Raw genomic sequence first — 16228 nt, 5'->3', positions numbered from 1 at the left:
CCTTGGCCTCAGTTACCAACCGTCACGTACACATGGCACGTGGGTTTGCTGATGCGGTTGCCGCGGCCTTTGGCGCGCGCGGTGAAGCGCTTGAGCGTGGTGCCTTGTTCGACGTAGATGGTCTTGACCTTCAGTTCGTCGATGTCAGCGCCATCGTTGTGTTCTGCGTTGGCGATAGCCGATTCCAGAACCTTCTTGACGATTCCCGCAGCTTTTTTCTGCGTGAAAGTCAGGATGTTCAGGGCCTGGTCCACCTTCTTGCCGCGGATCAGATCAGCGACCAGACGGCCTTTGTCGACCGACAGACGGACGCCCCGGAGGACTGCACGTGTTTCAGACATGGTCGTTCCTTATTTCTTCTGGACTTTTTTGTCCGCGGGGTGACCCTTGAAGGTGCGCGTCAGGGCGAATTCGCCCAGCTTGTGGCCCACCATCTGGTCGGTGACGTAGACAGGTACGTGCTGCTTGCCGTTGTGCACGGCAATGGTCAGACCGATGAACTCGGGCAGGACCATGGAGCGACGCGACCAGGTCTTCACTGGTTTCTTATCCTTGGTGGCAATGGCTTTTTCGACCTTGGCCAACAAGTGATGGTCAACAAATGGACCCTTTTTGAGAGAGCGAGTCATCTGTTACCCCTTACTTCTTGCGACGCGACACAATCATTACCTGTGTGCGCTTGTTGTTACGGGTGCGATAACCCTTGGTCAGATTGCCCCAAGGATCGACTGCATGACGGCCTTCGCCGGTGCGGCCTTCGCCACCACCGTGAGGGTGATCCACCGGGTTCATGGCAACGCCACGAACCGTAGGACGAATACCCATCCAGCGCTTCACACCGGCTTTGCCGAGTTGGCGCAGGCTGTGCTCTTCGTTGGCCACTTCGCCAATGGTGGCGCGGCATTCGATATGAATCTTGCGGACTTCACCGGAACGCATACGCACCTGGGCGTAAATGCCTTCACGGGCCAGCAAGGTTGCCGAAGCACCTGCCGAGCGAGCGATTTGCGCACCGGCACCGGGCTTGAGCTCGATGCAGTGAATGGTCGAACCCACGGGGATGTTGCGAATCGGCAGCGTGTTGCCTGCGCGGATCGGGGCTTCCGAACCGCTCATCAGCGTTGCGCCGGCTTCCAGACCACGCGGAGCGATGATGTAGCGACGCTCGCCGTCGGCATAGCACACCAGAGCGATGTGGGCCGTACGGTTTGGGTCGTACTCGATGCGCTCAACCTTGGCAGCAATGCCGTCCTTGTTGCGCTTGAAGTCCACCACGCGGTAGTGGTGCTTGTGACCACCGCCCTTGTGGCGGGTGGTGATGTGACCGTTGTTGTTACGACCGGCTTTCTGGAATTGTGGTTCCAGCAATGGGGCGTACGCCTCACCCTTGTACAGGTGGTCACGTGTAACCTTCACCACAGCACGTTGGCCGGGCGAGGTGGGTTTCATTTTTACGACAGCCATGATTACGCAGCCTCCCCGGACAGGTTCAGCTCTTGACCTGGTTGCAGCGTGACATAGGCCTTGCGAACATTGTCGCGGCGACCCACGGTCTTGCCAAAACGCTTGGTCTTGCCTTTGGTGTTTACCACAGAGACGCCCTTGACCTCGACCTTGAACATCAATTCCACAGCGGCCTTGATTTCTGGCTTGGTTGCGTTCTGCAGCACCTTGAACGTCACAGCATTGGACTTCTCGGCAACCATGGTGGCCTTTTCAGACACGATGGGAGCGACCAGCACCTGCATCAGACGACCTTCGTCAAACTTGAGTGTGCTCATGCGAACATCTCCTTGAGTTTGTCGATTGCACCCTTGGTGACGAGCACTTTCTTGAAACGCACCAGCGACACGGGGTCGGCATAACGTGGCTCAACGACGAGCACGTTCACCAAATTGCGCGAGGCCAGGTACAGGTTTTCATCCACTTCGTCGGCAATCACCATCACCGATTGCAGATTCATTGCCTTGAACTTGTCGGCCAGGACCTTGGTCTTGGGCGAATCAAGCTTCAGGGAATCGACCACAGCCAGACGGCCTTCACGGGCGAGCTGCGACAGGATCGCAGACATGCCGGCGCGGTACATCTTCTTGTTGATCTTTTGCGTGAAGTTTTCGTCAGGCATGTTCGGGAAAATCCGACCGCCTCCGCGCCACAGAGGCGAGGAAGTCATACCTGCACGTGCGTTACCCGTACCCTTTTGCTTGAAAGGCTTCTTGGTCGAGTGACGGACTTGCTCGCGATCCTTCTGAGCGCGAGTGCCTTGGCGTGCGTTGGCCTGATAGGCCACCACGATCTGGTGCACCAGATCTTCGTTGTATTCACGACCGAACACGGTTTCAGGCGCTTCGAATTTCGAAGCGGCTTGGCCTTGGTCATTCAGGAGTTCGAGCTGCATTAGTTCGCTCCTTTGGATTTGGCCTTGACCGCTGGACGCACCGTCACGAACCCACCCTTGGAGCCCGGAATAGCGCCCTTGATCAAGAGCAGTTGACGCGCTTCGTCGATGCGGATGACATCGAGGTTTTGCGTGGTCTTGGTGACATCACCGAGGTGACCCGTCATGCGCTTGCCGGGGAACACGCGACCGGGGTCTTGTGCCATACCGATAGAGCCAGGCACATTGTGCGAACGGCTGTTACCGTGCGACGCGCGCTGCGAGCTCATGTTGTGACGCTTGATGGTACCGGCGTAGCCCTTACCGATCGAAGTGCCTTGCACGTCGACCTTTTGACCCACGGAAAACACGGACGTCACGGCCACCGACGCGCCAGCTTGGTACTGGGCTGCGGTATCTGCGGTCACGCGGAATTCCTGGATGATCTCACCGGCTTCCACACCTGCCTTGGCAAGGTGACCGGCTTCTGGCTTGGTCACGCGCGATGCTTTGCGCGAGCCGAACGTGACCTGCAGGGCCACGTAGCCATCGTTCTCTTGGGTTTTGATCTGGGTTACGCGGTTGTTGGACACATCCACCACCGTGACAGGCACTGCGTCCCCGTCATCGGTGAACAGACGCATCATGCCCACCTTGCGACCCAGCAACCCCAGGGAGTTGCTCAGACTCATTTGTTTCTCCAAAACTTCCACCGCCACAACTTCAATTGGCTGCGGCGTTTGCACTCGCGTGCATGAAAGGCGGTTGATAAAACCTCACCTTTTTGACACCGTTTGTACGGCGCAAATTAGGCGAAGCCCTAAAGTATAACGCGAACCGCTTTTTCAAGCAAGTTCGCGTTAGGAAGACGTGGCACCACTGGCAAGCCAGCAGCACCGCGGTCTTTTTACTGCAGCTTGATTTCGACGTCCACACCAGCGGGCAGGTCGAGCTTCATCAAGGCGTCCACCGTCTTGTCGGTGGGATCCACGATGTCCATCAGACGCTGGTGCGTGCGGATCTCGAGCTGGTCACGGCTGGTCTTGTTGACGTGCGGCGAGCGCAGGATGTCAAAACGCTTCATGCGCGTTGGCAGGGGCACGGGGCCCTTGACAATGGCGCCGGTGCGCTTGGCGGTATCAACGATCTCGGCAGCGGACTGGTCGATCAGCTTGTAGTCAAACGCCTTCAGGCGGATGCGGATTTTTTGCTTGGACATGGCAAGTTCCTTGTTCTGCTTAAAACTTAAGCAATGATCTTGGCCACGACGCCAGCGCCCACGGTGCGGCCGCCTTCACGGATGGCGAAACGCAGGCCTTCTTCCATGGCGATGGGGTTGATCAGCTTCACAGTGATCGACACGTTGTCGCCAGGCATGACCATTTCCTTGTCGGCTGGCAGCTCGATGGCGCCAGTCACGTCGGTCGTGCGGAAGTAGAACTGAGGGCGGTAGTTGTTGAAGAAAGGCGTGTGACGGCCGCCTTCGTCCTTGCTCAGCACATACACCTCAGCGGTGAAGTGGGTGTGGGGCTTGATCGAGCCGGGCTTGCACAGCACTTGGCCGCGCTCCACGTCTTCACGCTTGGTGCCGCGCAGCAGCAGACCGACGTTGTCGCCAGCCTGGCCCTGGTCCAGCAGCTTGCGGAACATTTCCACGCCGGTGCAGGTGGTCTTGACGGTGTCTTTGATACCGACGATTTCGATTTCTTCGCCGACCTTGATGATGCCGCGCTCGATACGGCCGGTCACCACGGTGCCGCGACCGGAGATGGAGAACACGTCTTCCACGGGCATCAGGAAGGCGCCGTCCACAGCACGCTCGGGCGTGGGGATGTAGGTGTCCAGTGCTTCAGCCAGCTTCATGATGGCTTCTTCGCCCAGCGGACCCTTGTCGCCTTCCAGGGCGAGCTTGGCGGAACCACGAATGATCGGGGTGTCGTCGCCAGGGAAGTTGTATTTGTCGAGGAGCTCGCGCACTTCCATTTCGACGAGTTCGAGCAGCTCTTCGTCGTCCACCATGTCGCACTTGTTCAGGAACACGATGATGTAAGGCACGCCCACCTGGCGGGCCAGCAGGATGTGTTCACGGGTCTGTGGCATCGGGCCGTCAGCGGCCGAGCACACCAGGATGGCGCCGTCCATCTGGGCAGCGCCGGTGATCATGTTCTTCACATAGTCAGCGTGACCGGGGCAGTCGACGTGGGCGTAGTGGCGGTTGGCCGTTTCGTATTCGACGTGGGCGGTGTTGATCGTGATGCCGCGGGCCTTTTCTTCAGGCGCTGCGTCGATCTGATCGTAGGCCTTGGCTTCGCCGCCGAACTTGGCGGACAGCACCGTGGCGATGGCCGCCGTCAGTGTGGTCTTGCCATGGTCCACGTGACCGATGGTGCCCACGTTGACGTGGGGCTTGGTGCGTTCAAACTTACCTTTTGCCATTTTTAATTCTCCAAAGAGCGATGCCTGTGTATTGGTTTAACGTCTGCATCCGGTTGCTGATTCGCCCTGCACAGGCAACGGGGCGGCACCGGATCGCAGATTGCAAAAATAATTTGCTACTAAGTTTATAGCTACTAACGCTTACTGGATAAGCGCCAGCGGCCTTTTCAGCAAAGTCGATGGGGACACAACAGCGAAGCTGGCATTGCCCCCCAGGACTTATTTGGAGCGCGCAGCCATGATGGCTTCCGACACATTGCGCGGTGCTTCGCTGTAGTGCTTGAATTCCATCGAGTAGGTGGCGCGACCTTGCGTTGCGGAACGCAGCGTGGTCGAGTAGCCGAACATTTCCGACAGTGGCACTTCGGCCTTGATGGCCTTGCCGCCGCCAGGAATGTCTTCCATGCCTTGCACCATGCCGCGACGCGAGGACAGATCGCCCATCACGTTACCGGCGTAGTCTTCAGGCGTTTCCACTTCCACGGCCATCATGGGCTCCAGAATCACGGGGTTGGCCTTGCGGCAACCTTCCTTGAAACCGAAGATGGCAGCCATCTTGAACGCGAGTTCGTTCGAGTCCACATCGTGGTACGAACCGAAGTGCAGCGTGACCTTGACGTCGACCACCGGGTAGCCGGCCAGTACGCCTTGCGTGACGGCTTCGTTGATACCCTTTTCCACGGCCGGGATGAATTCGCGAGGAACCACACCGCCCTTGATGGCGTCGACGAACTCGATGCCCTTGCCGGCTTCGTTGGGTTCGATCTTGAGCACAACGTGGCCGTACTGGCCCTTGCCGCCCGACTGGCGCACGAACTTGCCTTCGGCCTCTTCCACCGTCTTGCGGATGGTTTCGCGGTAGGCCACCTGGGGCTTGCCGACGTTGGCTTCCACGCCGAACTCGCGCTTCATGCGGTCCACGATGATTTCCAGGTGCAGCTCGCCCATACCGGCGATCAGCGTCTGGCCCGATTCTTCGTCGGTCTTCACGCGGAAGGATGGATCTTCGGCAGCAAGGCGTTGCAGCGCGATGCCCATCTTTTCCTGGTCGGCCTTGGTCTTGGGTTCGACAGCCTGCGTGATCACAGGCTCGGGGAACACCATGCGCTCCAGAATGATCGGTGAGTCGATGTCGCTCAGCGTTTCACCGGTAGTCACGTCTTTCAGACCCACACAGGCAGCGATGTCGCCGGCGCGGATTTCATCGACTTCGACGCGGTCGTTCGCCATCATCTGCACGATACGGCCAATACGCTCTTTCTTGCCCTTGACCGAGTTGAAAACGGTGTCGCCCTTGGTCAGAACGCCCGAATACACGCGCACGAAGGTCAACTGACCAACAAACGGGTCGGTCATCAGCTTGAACGCCAGTGCCGAGAACTTTTCGCCGTCGTCAGCCTTGCGGGTGACTGGGTTTTCATCTTCGTCGGTACCCGTCACGTCCGGAATGTCCGTCGGTGCTGGCAGGTAGTCGATGACGGCGTCCAGCATGCGTTGCACGCCCTTGTTCTTGAACGCGGTACCGCACAGCATGGGGTGGATTTCGGTGGCAATGGTGCGCTGGCGCAGACCCGCCTTGATTTCCTCTTCGCTCAAGTCACCTTCTTCCAGGTACTTGTTCATCAGCTCTTCAGTGGCTTCGGCTGCGGCTTCCACCATCTTCTCGCGCCATTCCTTGGCGGTTTCGAGCAGGTCGGCGGGAATTTCTTCGTAGGCGAACTTCATGCCCTGCGAGGCTTCATCCCAGATGATGGCCTTCATCTTGAGCAGATCAACCACGCCCTGGAACTTGTCTTCGGCACCAATCGGGATCACGACGGGCACAGGGTTGGCCTTCAGGCGCAGCTTCATCTGCTCGACGACCTTGAAGAAATTGGCGCCGGTGCGGTCCATCTTGTTCACAAAGGCCAGACGGGGCACCTTGTACTTGTTGGCTTGGCGCCAGACGGTTTCCGACTGGGGCTGCACGCCACCCACAGCGCAGTACACCATGCAGGCGCCATCGAGCACGCGCATGGAACGCTCGACTTCAATCGTGAAGTCCACGTGACCGGGGGTGTCGATGATGTTAAAGCGGTGCTCGGGGTAGGACAGGTCCATGCCCTTCCAGAAGCAGGTCACGGCAGCGGAAGTGATCGTGATGCCACGCTCTTGCTCTTGCTCCATCCAGTCCGTGGTGGCAGCGCCGTCATGCACCTCACCCAGCTTGTGGGTCACGCCGGTGTAGAAAAGAATACGTTCGGTGGTCGTGGTCTTGCCAGCGTCAATGTGGGCCGAGATACCGATATTGCGGTAGCGCTCGATGGGAGTCTTGCGAGCCATGGTGGATCCTTGGATGGTTCGTGTTATTCGGGGGCGGGCCCAGCATTCTGACGCTGCAACCCGTCAATTTTGTGACCGCCTCAATCGCCACAAGGCTGCAGGCAAAAATGCCGGCAGCCTTGCGAAGGACGACGAGAGCGGTTCGTCGACTTAGAAGCGGAAGTGGCTGAATGCCTTGTTGGCTTCGGCCATGCGGTGCACTTCGTCACGCTTCTTCATGGCGCCGCCACGGCCTTCAGTGGCCTCGAGCAGTTCGTTGGCCAGGCGTTGGGCCATGGACTTTTCGCCACGCTTGCGGGCGGCTTCCTTGATCCAGCGCATCGACAGAGCCAGGCGACGGACAGGACGCACTTCCACAGGCACCTGGTAGTTGGCACCACCGACGCGGCGGGACTTCACTTCAACCATGGGCTTGACGTTGTTGATGGCAACAGTGAAAGCTTCCAGAGGGTCTTTATCAGGGTGCTTCTTCTCGATCAGTTCCAGGGCACCATAAATGATGCGCTCTGCAACAGCCTTCTTGCCGCCTTCCATGATCACGTTCATGAATTTGGACAGCTCTACATTGCCGAACTTTGGATCCGGCAGGATTTCACGTTTGGGGACTTCGCGACGACGTGGCATTTTTTCACCTCATTCTTGCTTCAGTTGGCATCTTTTCAGACACCGCGAGAGCCATTCAGGACTCCCACTTACTCGACCCACGCAGACATTTGCGCTTGGGGTCACTACGCTGCATCACCGCGCCACGCGGGAAACAGCACCTTTTATATCGATCAACCGCAGGCTTATTTGGCCTTTGGCTTCTTGGCACCGTACTTGGAGCGCGACTGCTTGCGGTCTTTCACGCCTTGCAAATCGAGCGAACCGCGCACGATGTGGTAACGCACACCGGGCAAGTCCTTGACACGACCGCCGCGAACTAGCACGACGCTGTGTTCTTGCAGGTTGTGGCCTTCGCCGCCGATGTAGGAAATGACTTCGAAACCGTTGGTCAGGCGAACCTTGGCGACCTTCCGCAGAGCGGAGTTAGGCTTCTTAGGCGTCGTGGTGTACACACGGGTGCACACGCCACGGCGCTGTGGAGAGTTTTGCATCGCAGGGCTTTTGGAGTTGGTCGTTTCGACCTGACGCCCCTGACGCACGAGCTGGTTAATGGTTGGCATGAATACGTCCCTAAACGTGAAATGCTTCGTGAAAGCGAAAACGTGAATCCCTTCGGAAATTCCGAAAAGCCTTCTAATGTAGCAGGGCAGACCTCAACGGGCAAGCCCCGTAGAGCTCGGCCCTGCCACTGCTGCATCTATCTGATTGATAGAAACTACCGTCAAATTGATGCTTTGCGCTTATGGGTTAAGCGCCGACAGCTATCTTTTTTGATGACCGACAGCACAATGCGGTTACTTGATCCACAACCGGATCGCATCCCAGGCCCGGCCCAGAACACCCGCCTGCTCGACGCCATCCAGCGCCACCAGCGGCACTTCGGTCAGCGGCTGGTCGCCCAGCACGACCTTGAGCGAGCCAATCGCCTGGCCCTTGGTGAAGGGCGCCACCAATGGGTCCTGGCGCACGATCTGGGTGGTGACCTTGCCGGCGCTGCCCGAAGGCACAGCCACCACGATGGCCTCAGCGCGGCCGATCCGGATGGTGCTTTCTGTACCCTTCCACACTGCGGGTGTGGCCACGGGCTGGCCCGCATCGAACAGCTTGACGGCATCAAAGGCGGTGTAGCCCCAGTTCAGGAGCTTTTGGCTTTCGTTGGCGCGGGCGCTCTCGCTGGCGGCGCCCAGCACGATGGACAGCAGGCGGCGCTGCCCCACGTTGGGGAAATCGCGCTTGGAGGTGGCCACCAGACAGTAACCGGCAGCAGCGGTGTGACCGGTCTTGAGGCCGTCCACCGTAGGATCGCGGAACAGCAGCATGTTGCGGTTGTTGCCGTTGGATGCGGGCGTGCCGGGGTAGCTGTATTGCTTGGTGGCGTAGTAATGCATGAACTCCGGGAAGTCCTGCATGAGCCGGGTCGCCAAGGTGGCCAGGTCACGCGCCGTGGTGGTGTGCCCGGGTTCCGTCAACCCCTCGGGGTTCTTGTAGACCGTGCCCTTCATGCCCAGGGCCTGCGCCTGGTCGTTCATGAGCTTGACGAAATTCTCAACCGTGCCGCCCACGCCTTCGGCCAGCGCCATGGTGGCGTCGTTGCCAGACTGCACGATCATGCCCTTGAGCAGATCGTCCACAGGCACCTGCATCTTGGGGTCGATGAACATGCGCGAGCCGGGCATCTTCCAGGCGCGCACGCTCACGGGGAGCTTCTGGTCCAGCGTGACCTTCTTGGCGCGCAGCGCATCAAACACCAGATAGCCCGTCATGAGCTTGGTGAGCGAGGCCTGCTCCACCGGCGCATCAATGTCTTTGGCGGCCAACACCTGGTTGGCCGTCACATCGACCAGCATGTAGGTGCGTGCGGCGATCTCGGGGGGCTGGGGCGCCTGGGCGTGGGCCCAGAAGGCGGCGGGCGCGACCGCAGCAAAAAGGGCCAGGGATCGCAGTGCGGGCAGGATTCGTTTCATGGGGCAGAAAAATGGGGCGCAAGGCCCGGGGATAAAAAACACAAAAGGTGAAGCCTGAAAACGCCGCCTGGGGCGCGCAGGCCCCGCAACGGCCCAGGCTTCACCGCCCAGACTGGAGGTGGCGCACCACCAGATTCTTCAGCAGGGTCAATTGTCCGTGAAAGAAATGGCCGCCACCGGGGACGACTGTGACAGGCAGTATCTGGGGCCGTGCCCAGTCGAGGACAGCCGACAGCGGCACGGTGTCGTCGAGCTCGCCATGCAGCACCAGCGTGCGCAGATGGGCTTCGGGCGGCACGGGGGCCACGGTGAAGCGGCTTGCTGCGGTGCCAACCAGCACCGCCTGCGCCACCTCGCGCTCGCCCCACAGGGCGGCCAGTGCGTGGCTGGTGACAAAAGCGCCAAACGAGAAACCTGCCAGCGCTATCGGGCCCTGGGGCGCCACCTGCTGCACCACGGCCAGCAGATCCTGCAGCTCGCCGCGCCCCTCGTCGTGTACGCCGGCGCTGGCGCCCACACCCCGAAAATTGAACCGCACCGTCGTCCAGCCGCATTGGGTGAAGGCGCGCGCCAAGGTCTGCACCACCTTGTTGTCCATGGTGCCGCCAAACAGTGGATGGGGATGGGCCAGGATGGCCACGCCACGGGGGGCCGCGCCGTCGGGCAGGGACGCTGCATCGCGGGCTGCCTCGATGGCTCCTGCGGCGCCGCTCAGCGTCAGGCGTTCGGTTTGTACATTCAAGGTTTACTACTTATTTAATAGCACATAGCGCTTATCAAATAAGCGCCAGACGCCAAAAACACGGTTCTCTTCTATTTCGGGTGGCGTACAACATTCCCCACTGAGTCCATGGTCAGGCCCTTGCTTTTAGCAGAGGATTGCCCGGCAGGTGGGTAAGTTTGCCGGCGATCAGGAACGCCATGGCGATGAAGTGATCGGTCGTGCCGTATCCCCGCGCCTTGGCCTTGGCCGCTTGAAGCAACGAGTTGACTGCTTCCACATAGCCGGTGTGCAAGTGGGCTGCGTCAAACGCCTTGAGGATCCCGGCCCAGTGCTGCTTGATGGTCTTGGCCAGATCCTTGAAGGGTGCCAAGCGGCTGCGCTGTGCCCAGTGCAGCCACTTTGTGAGGGCCTGCGCACTTTGCTCTGCTGCATCAGAGCGTGCACTTCTGTAGATGTCACGCAGCGCCTCCTTCAGTCGCCACGCTCTGGCGGTCTTCAATCGGGTGTGGGGCAGCCAATCCATCTTGTCCTGCTCCTTGAGCGTCCACCTGGCCTTGTCTTTGAGCCAGCACCAGCGGGTCTTCTTGAGCCAGCGCTCGCCCCGGGCTTCCTCGCGGCGCACGGCATCGACCGCCCGGTTGGCCAGTTGCACCACATGGAATCCGTCAAAGGCGATGGCCGCCGTCGGCAGGTGCTGGGCGGCCCCTGCGATGAAGGCTTTGGACATGTCCATGCACACCACCTCGATGGCCTGTGGCTGGCCTTGGTGGCTCTTGAGGTCTTCGGTAAATCGCTGCACGGTGCTGGCATCCTTGCCAGGCGTGGCATGGATCAGCCGTGCTTTGTCCAGATCGTGCACCAGCGTGATGTAGCTGTGGCCTTTGGCGCAGCTGGTCTCATCAATACCGATGACCTTGACATTCGCGTAGCTCTCCTGGGCCCGGGCCAAACAGACATGGGCGTCGATCTGGCGCCACACGGTGTTGTCCGCACAGCGCAGGATGCGTGCGCACGCCGACACCGGCATCTCCCGGGCCAGCGTCAGTGCCAGCGCCTCGAACATGAGCGTGAAGCGGCTACCCTCGCGTGCCCAGGGCACGCTCAGTTGGGTGGCGGCACCGCAGACGCTGCAGGCCACGCGGGGCAGCGAGCAGTGCACGTAGGCCTCAAACTGAAAGAAGTCCAGATGCCGCCAGCTGCGCTGGCGGTGGTCATGGAGCTTTTGATCAGCAGCCGAGCACGCCGGGCAAGCTGCACTGGTGGCCTGCCAGACAACGTACAGGTCGATGCGGCTGCGCTCCACGTCCAGTTCAACACGCTCGACCGCCCAGGGGGCTGCAAGGCCTAACGCTTGGCAAAACAATGCTTCTTGCATCGGAACGGCTCCTGTTCAGGGGGTGTCAACAGATTTTTTTGAACTGTAGCGCTCCACCCGAAACGGAAGAGAGCCAAAAACACTCAAAACACACAGAGCAGCGCTCAGCGCCCCAGTTCTGCCGGCGTGACCAGGCGATGGACGATCTTGCCGTTCTTGAGGTGCGATTCCACGATTTCATCCACATCGTTGGCATCTACATAGGAATACCAGGTTCCCTCGGGGTACACCACAGCCACGGGGCCGGCTGCGCAGCGGTCCAGGCAACCCGCCTTGTTCACCCGCACCTTGCCGGGGCCCGCCAGCCCAGCGGCCTTGACCTGATCTTTGCACCGATCAAACGCCTCCTGGGCGCCGTGGTGGGCACAACTGTTTTCGCCGTTGGCACGGTCGTTCAGGCAAAAAAAGATGTGGCGGGCGAAATAGCCAGGCGCTGCGGCGGGTGTGGAGGGGGTGTCGCTCATGGGGACATTCTAGTTTTTCGGCTCCCGGCGCGACACCCGAAAGAACACATACGCCAGTGCGGCATAAGGCCACAGCCAGCCGACCCACTGGCCCAGGCCAAAAAATCGGATGAACCGCCCCTGCTCCCAGATTTGTAGCGTCTGGGCAAAATAGGCACTGGTGGGCGCCTGGTTGAGCAGCCCCAGGTGCCACGCCAATGCCAGCAGCAGCACCGCCGCACTGGCGCGCCGCGGCAAAGCCAGCAGCATCGCCGCCAGCGCCAGCGCAGCCCACACCCCCACACGCGTGGGCAAACCCAGCCAGCTCCAGGCGTGCAAAGGCCCCCAGCTCAAAGCCGCCGACAGGGCCGTCACCCCGATGCCCACCACCACCACGGCAAGGGCAAAAAGGGCCCGGCGCCCCACATGGCGAATGACGCAATACCCAAGCAGGCAGGGGATCAGCAGCCCCAGCGTCACGCACAGCAGCTCGCCGCCCGGGGACAAGGGCTCCAGTGGCACGTCGCGCACCGGCAACCAGCCAAGAAAGGGGGTGTCGGCCAGCATGTCTTCAAGGCCCAGCTCCAGCCGCTCCAGCACCTGGCCCAGGCCAAAAGGCACGGCCGCCGGAAACAACAGCGCCATGGGCCACAGCGCCAGCAGCACCAGTGCTCCGCGCGCATCCTGCACAAACCAGCGGGCGCGGAAATCGCTCCAGCGGTCGATGGCTCCCCAGCGCTCCAGCAGCGCTGCCGCGCACGCCCCCGCGAGCGCGCCGATGGCGTTGAGCAGAAGGTCCAGATTGGAGGGCACACGCCGGGGCAGATAGATCTGCAGGTATTCCATCAGCAGCGACAGCAAAGCGCCCGCCAGCGCTGCCAGCAGCACCGCCCAGCGCTCGTGCCCCCAGCGCAGCAGCGCCAGCGCCAGCAAAAAACCCAGGGGAACGTAACCCGCCACGTTGACGGCGACATCAAACCCCGTCCAGTACGGCGGCGGCAATGGGGCCGACAAAAAAATCCAGGGATCGATGCCCTGATCGCGCCAGCCGTCAAAGGGGAACAGGCTGGCAAAAACAATCAGCGCCGCATGAATCAGCGCAAGCGGCCAGGCAGAGGTTTTGTGCACCGGCGCGGCCCCAGGGTGTCAGAACGGCTTGACCACCACCAGCACCACAGCCACCAAAAGCATCAGCACGGGCGCTTCGTTGAACCAGCGAAACCACACATGGCTCTTTCGGCTGCTGCCGGCGATGAGCTTGCGCAGCAGCACGGCGCAGGCATGGTGGTAGCCAATCACCAGCACCACCACGAACAGCTTGGCGTGCATCCAGCCATTGCCCGGCCCCCAGCCGATGCCATAGCCCAGCCACAGCCACAGGCCGAGCGCCACGGCCGGCATTGCCAGCAGCGTAGTGAAGCGCAGCAGCTTGCGCGCCATCAGCACCAGTCGGTCGCGCTCGGCCACCGAGCCGGGCGCCACCATAGCCAGATTGACGAAGATGCGCGGCAGATAGAAAAGGCCGGCAAACCAGCTGGCCACGAAAACGATGTGAAGGGCTTTGATCCAGAGCATGCCCGCAGTTTAAGGGCCTGCGCGCACGGCCACGGCCAACCCGCACCAGCCCGGCACGTCCGCCGGGCCACGGCCGCCTTTTTTTGCAGCGCAACTCACCACAGCGCCGCCCCGGCCGCCGTCCCGTGGGGCGGGACGAAGCGACGCAGGGGGCTTCATAATTCCACCATGCACCTCTCCAGCCCCACCCCCTTTCCGCAAAGCCGCCCACGCCGCCTGCGCCGTGACAGCTTTACCCGCAACCTGGTGCGCGAGCACGCCGTCACGCCCCACGACCTGATCTATCCCGTGTTCGTGCACGAGGGCCAGAACCAGCGCGAGGCCGTGGCGTCCATGCCCGGCGTGGACCGCCTGAGCCTGGATCTGCTGCTGCCGGTGGCCGAAGACTGCGTGAAGCTCGGCATTCCGGTGCTGGCGCTGTTCCCGGCCATCGACCCCGCCCTCAAAACACCCGACGGCAAGGAGGCGCTCAACCCCGACGGCCTGATCCCGCGCGTGGTGCGGGCGCTGAAAAAAGAGTTTCCTGACCTGGGCGTGATGACCGACGTGGCGCTCGACCCCTACACCAGCCACGGCCAGGATGGCGTGCTCGACGACACCGGCTACATCATCAATGACGAAACGGTGGAGATCCTCACCGGCCAGGCCCTCACCCACGCCGAAGCGGGCGTGGACATCGTGGCGCCCAGCGACATGATGGACGGGCGCATCGGCGCGATCCGCGAGGCGTTTGAGGTGCAGGGCCACATCCACACCCGCATCATGGCCTACAGCGCCAAATACGCGAGCGCGTTTTACGGCCCCTTCCGCGACGCCGTGGGCACGCGCGGCGCACTGGGCAAGAGCAACAAGTTTGTCTACCAGATGGACCCGGGCAACAGCGACGAGGCCCTGCGCGAAGTGGCGCTGGACATCGCCGAAGGCGCCGACATGGTGATGGTCAAGCCCGGCATGCCCTACCTGGACATCGTGCGGCGCGTGAAGGACGAGTTCCGCGTGCCCACCTTCGCCTACCAGGTGAGCGGCGAATACGCCATGATCAAGGCGGCAGCCGCCAACGGCTGGCTCGACCACGACGCCGTGATGATGGAAAGCCTGCTGGCCTTCAAGCGCGCAGGCGCCGATGGCGTGCTGACCTACTTTGCCCGCGACGTGGCTCGTTTGCTCCTAAAATAATAGCTATTGGCGCTTATCCAATAAGCGCCAGAGGCCATTTTCACCCCAAATTGAGCGGCATGCGCATCTTCCACATCCACGCCGGTGGCGCGATCGAGCTGAACGCGCTGCCGAGCCAGCCACCCGGCCAGGGGTTTTTCTGGGTGTCTTGCGCACGCACCGTCTTCAGCACACAGCTGGGCCAGATCCAGGCCTCGCTGCAGGCCATCACCGGCCTGCAAGTGGTGGACCTGCATGTCTCGGACCTGCTCAATGCGCAGCTGCCATCGCGCTACGACTACACCTCGCAATACGACCTGCTGGTTTTTCGCCGCCTGGCCGCCCTGCCGCCCACCGCCGAGCCAGGCCACCCGGAAGGTGCGGCTGTGGCACCGATGCGGCGCAGCGGCCCCCCGGTGCTGCGCCGCATCGACACCAGCCCGGTGGGGTTTGCCATGTTTGACCATGTGCTGCTGTCGGTGCACCCCACCGACTGCACCGTGCGCGATGCCTACGCCGCGCGCCTGCTGGCCACCGCCTCCACCGATCTGCACGAGGGCCGCGCCAGCCCGGCACCCGGTGTACGGCAGCCGTCCAGCACCGCCGACCTGATGCTGCGCGTCGTCAACCTGATGGTGGATGGCTACCTGGACCTGCGCCGCGACCTCACGCGCCAGCTCGATCACTGGCAAAACGAGCTGCTCAAGCCCCGGGCGCGCTTTGTGAACTGGAACTCGCTGCTCGAAGCACGCCTGTCGCTGCACCAGCTCGACGAGATCTGCGAAGACCAGCGCACCGCCGTGCAAAACTGGATCGACGAACTGGAAACCTGGGCCCTGCCCGACAGCAGCGCCGGCCAGCGCGATCTGGACCTGCTCAAGGTGCGCAGCCGCGACGTGCTCGAGCACATCGAGCGCGTGGTGCACCATGTGCGGCGGCTGGAGCAAAGCACCGAAACCGCCGTGCAGATGCACTTTTCTGTGCAAAGCAACCGCACCAACGACATCATGCGCACCCTCACCGCGCTGACCGCCGTGTTTTTGCCGCTGAACCTGATTGCAGGCATTTTTGGCATGAATTTCGAGTTCTTGCCGCTCATCCACAAACAAGACGGATTCTGGTGGGCGCTGGGCACCATGACGGCGATTGCCACAGGGCTGGTGGCGCTGTTCTGGCGCAAACGCTACCTGGCGCGCACCGGCGGGCAATGACCGGGGGCTGGTGGGCCGCCGCACCGGGACCCAAGCCCCG

Annotated in this window: 19 protein-coding genes; 2 read left to right on the top strand and 17 right to left on the bottom strand. The window is 61.4% G+C overall.

All coding sequences use genetic code 11. The features are described 5' to 3' along the window. Positions 1-8 precede the first annotated feature (8 nt). The 17 genes from rplV to K226_RS0104980 all read right to left on the bottom strand — a co-directional run bounded on the left by rplV (position 9) and on the right by K226_RS0104980 (position 13822). Positions 9-341 carry a 50S ribosomal protein L22 gene (rplV, locus tag K226_RS0105060; RefSeq protein WP_005796970.1) on the bottom strand — a complete coding sequence of 111 codons (333 nt, stop codon included), beginning with the start codon at positions 339-341 and terminating at the stop codon, positions 9-11. Between the two features lie 9 nt (positions 342-350). Beyond that, entirely contained in the window at positions 351-629 is a 279-nt protein-coding gene (rpsS, locus tag K226_RS0105055) for a 30S ribosomal protein S19 (protein ID WP_024813777.1), read from the bottom strand. Between the two features lie 10 nt (positions 630-639). Continuing rightward, positions 640-1464 carry a 50S ribosomal protein L2 gene (gene rplB, locus K226_RS0105050; protein WP_024813776.1) on the bottom strand — a complete coding sequence of 275 codons (825 nt, stop codon included), beginning with the start codon at positions 1462-1464 and terminating at the stop codon, positions 640-642. 2 nt (positions 1465-1466) lie between these two features. After that, a complete protein-coding gene (gene rplW, locus K226_RS0105045; RefSeq protein ID WP_007847815.1) occupies positions 1467-1781 on the bottom strand; it encodes a 50S ribosomal protein L23 in 315 nt (104 codons plus the stop codon). Further along, entirely contained in the window at positions 1778-2398 is a 621-nt protein-coding gene (gene rplD, locus K226_RS0105040; protein WP_024813775.1) for a 50S ribosomal protein L4, read from the bottom strand. The genes rplW and rplD overlap by 4 nt, the downstream gene beginning before the upstream one ends. Beyond that, complete coding sequence (gene rplC, locus K226_RS0105035) at positions 2398-3069, bottom strand: 50S ribosomal protein L3 (protein WP_035241392.1); 672 nt, start codon at positions 3067-3069, stop codon at positions 2398-2400. The genes rplD and rplC overlap by 1 nt, the downstream gene beginning before the upstream one ends. A 215-nt stretch (positions 3070-3284) precedes the next feature. After that, positions 3285-3596, bottom strand: a complete 312-nt coding sequence (rpsJ, locus tag K226_RS0105030; RefSeq protein ID WP_005796953.1) for a 30S ribosomal protein S10 — start codon at positions 3594-3596, stop codon at positions 3285-3287. A gap of 26 nt (positions 3597-3622) precedes the next feature. Further along, a complete protein-coding gene (gene tuf / locus K226_RS0105025) occupies positions 3623-4813 on the bottom strand; it encodes an elongation factor Tu (RefSeq protein WP_024813773.1) in 1191 nt (396 codons plus the stop codon). Positions 4814-5032: 219 nt separating this feature from the next. After that, complete coding sequence (fusA, locus tag K226_RS0105020; RefSeq protein ID WP_024813772.1) at positions 5033-7135, bottom strand: elongation factor G; 2103 nt, start codon at positions 7133-7135, stop codon at positions 5033-5035. A gap of 150 nt (positions 7136-7285) precedes the next feature. Then, positions 7286-7759 (bottom strand): 30S ribosomal protein S7, encoded by a 474-nt coding sequence (rpsG, locus tag K226_RS0105015; RefSeq protein WP_005798541.1) that lies wholly within the window; start codon positions 7757-7759, stop codon positions 7286-7288. A gap of 164 nt (positions 7760-7923) precedes the next feature. Beyond that, on the bottom strand, positions 7924-8301 hold the full coding sequence (rpsL, locus tag K226_RS0105010; protein ID WP_024813771.1) for a 30S ribosomal protein S12: 378 nt from the start codon (positions 8299-8301) through the stop codon (positions 7924-7926). Positions 8302-8535: 234 nt separating this feature from the next. After that, positions 8536-9705, bottom strand: coding sequence for a D-alanyl-D-alanine carboxypeptidase family protein (locus K226_RS0105005; protein WP_024813770.1), 1170 nt, complete (start codon positions 9703-9705; stop codon positions 8536-8538). A 100-nt stretch (positions 9706-9805) separates the two neighbouring features. After that, positions 9806-10447: an alpha/beta hydrolase gene (locus K226_RS0105000; RefSeq protein ID WP_024813769.1), complete on the bottom strand. Its 642-nt coding sequence runs from the start codon at positions 10445-10447 to the stop codon at positions 9806-9808. A gap of 112 nt (positions 10448-10559) precedes the next feature. Next, positions 10560-11804 carry an ISL3 family transposase gene (locus K226_RS0104995; protein WP_024813768.1) on the bottom strand — a complete coding sequence of 415 codons (1245 nt, stop codon included), beginning with the start codon at positions 11802-11804 and terminating at the stop codon, positions 10560-10562. A gap of 104 nt (positions 11805-11908) precedes the next feature. Further along, positions 11909-12268, bottom strand: coding sequence for a ferredoxin (locus K226_RS0104990; protein WP_024813767.1), 360 nt, complete (start codon positions 12266-12268; stop codon positions 11909-11911). Between the two features lie 9 nt (positions 12269-12277). After that, a complete protein-coding gene (locus K226_RS0104985; RefSeq protein ID WP_024813766.1) occupies positions 12278-13375 on the bottom strand; it encodes a VanZ family protein in 1098 nt (365 codons plus the stop codon). A gap of 18 nt (positions 13376-13393) precedes the next feature. Then, positions 13394-13822: a CopD family protein gene (locus K226_RS0104980; protein ID WP_024813765.1), complete on the bottom strand. Its 429-nt coding sequence runs from the start codon at positions 13820-13822 to the stop codon at positions 13394-13396. A gap of 168 nt (positions 13823-13990) precedes the next feature. On the opposite strand from K226_RS0104980, the gene hemB reads away from it, so the two are divergent. Both hemB and K226_RS0104970 read left to right on the top strand, forming a co-directional pair. After that, a complete protein-coding gene (hemB, locus tag K226_RS0104975; protein WP_024813764.1) occupies positions 13991-14998 on the top strand; it encodes a porphobilinogen synthase in 1008 nt (335 codons plus the stop codon). Between the two features lie 59 nt (positions 14999-15057). Continuing rightward, on the top strand, positions 15058-16188 hold the full coding sequence (locus tag K226_RS0104970) for a magnesium transporter CorA family protein (protein ID WP_024813763.1): 1131 nt from the start codon (positions 15058-15060) through the stop codon (positions 16186-16188). Positions 16189-16228: the final 40 nt, after the last annotated feature.

It is taken from the genome of Acidovorax sp. JHL-3 (genome assembly GCF_000526295.1).
Classification (GTDB): domain Bacteria; phylum Pseudomonadota; class Gammaproteobacteria; order Burkholderiales; family Burkholderiaceae_C; genus Acidovorax; species Acidovorax defluvii.
Note: the sequence above shows the minus strand (reverse complement) of the source record. Positions and strands in the feature narration are given on the sequence as shown.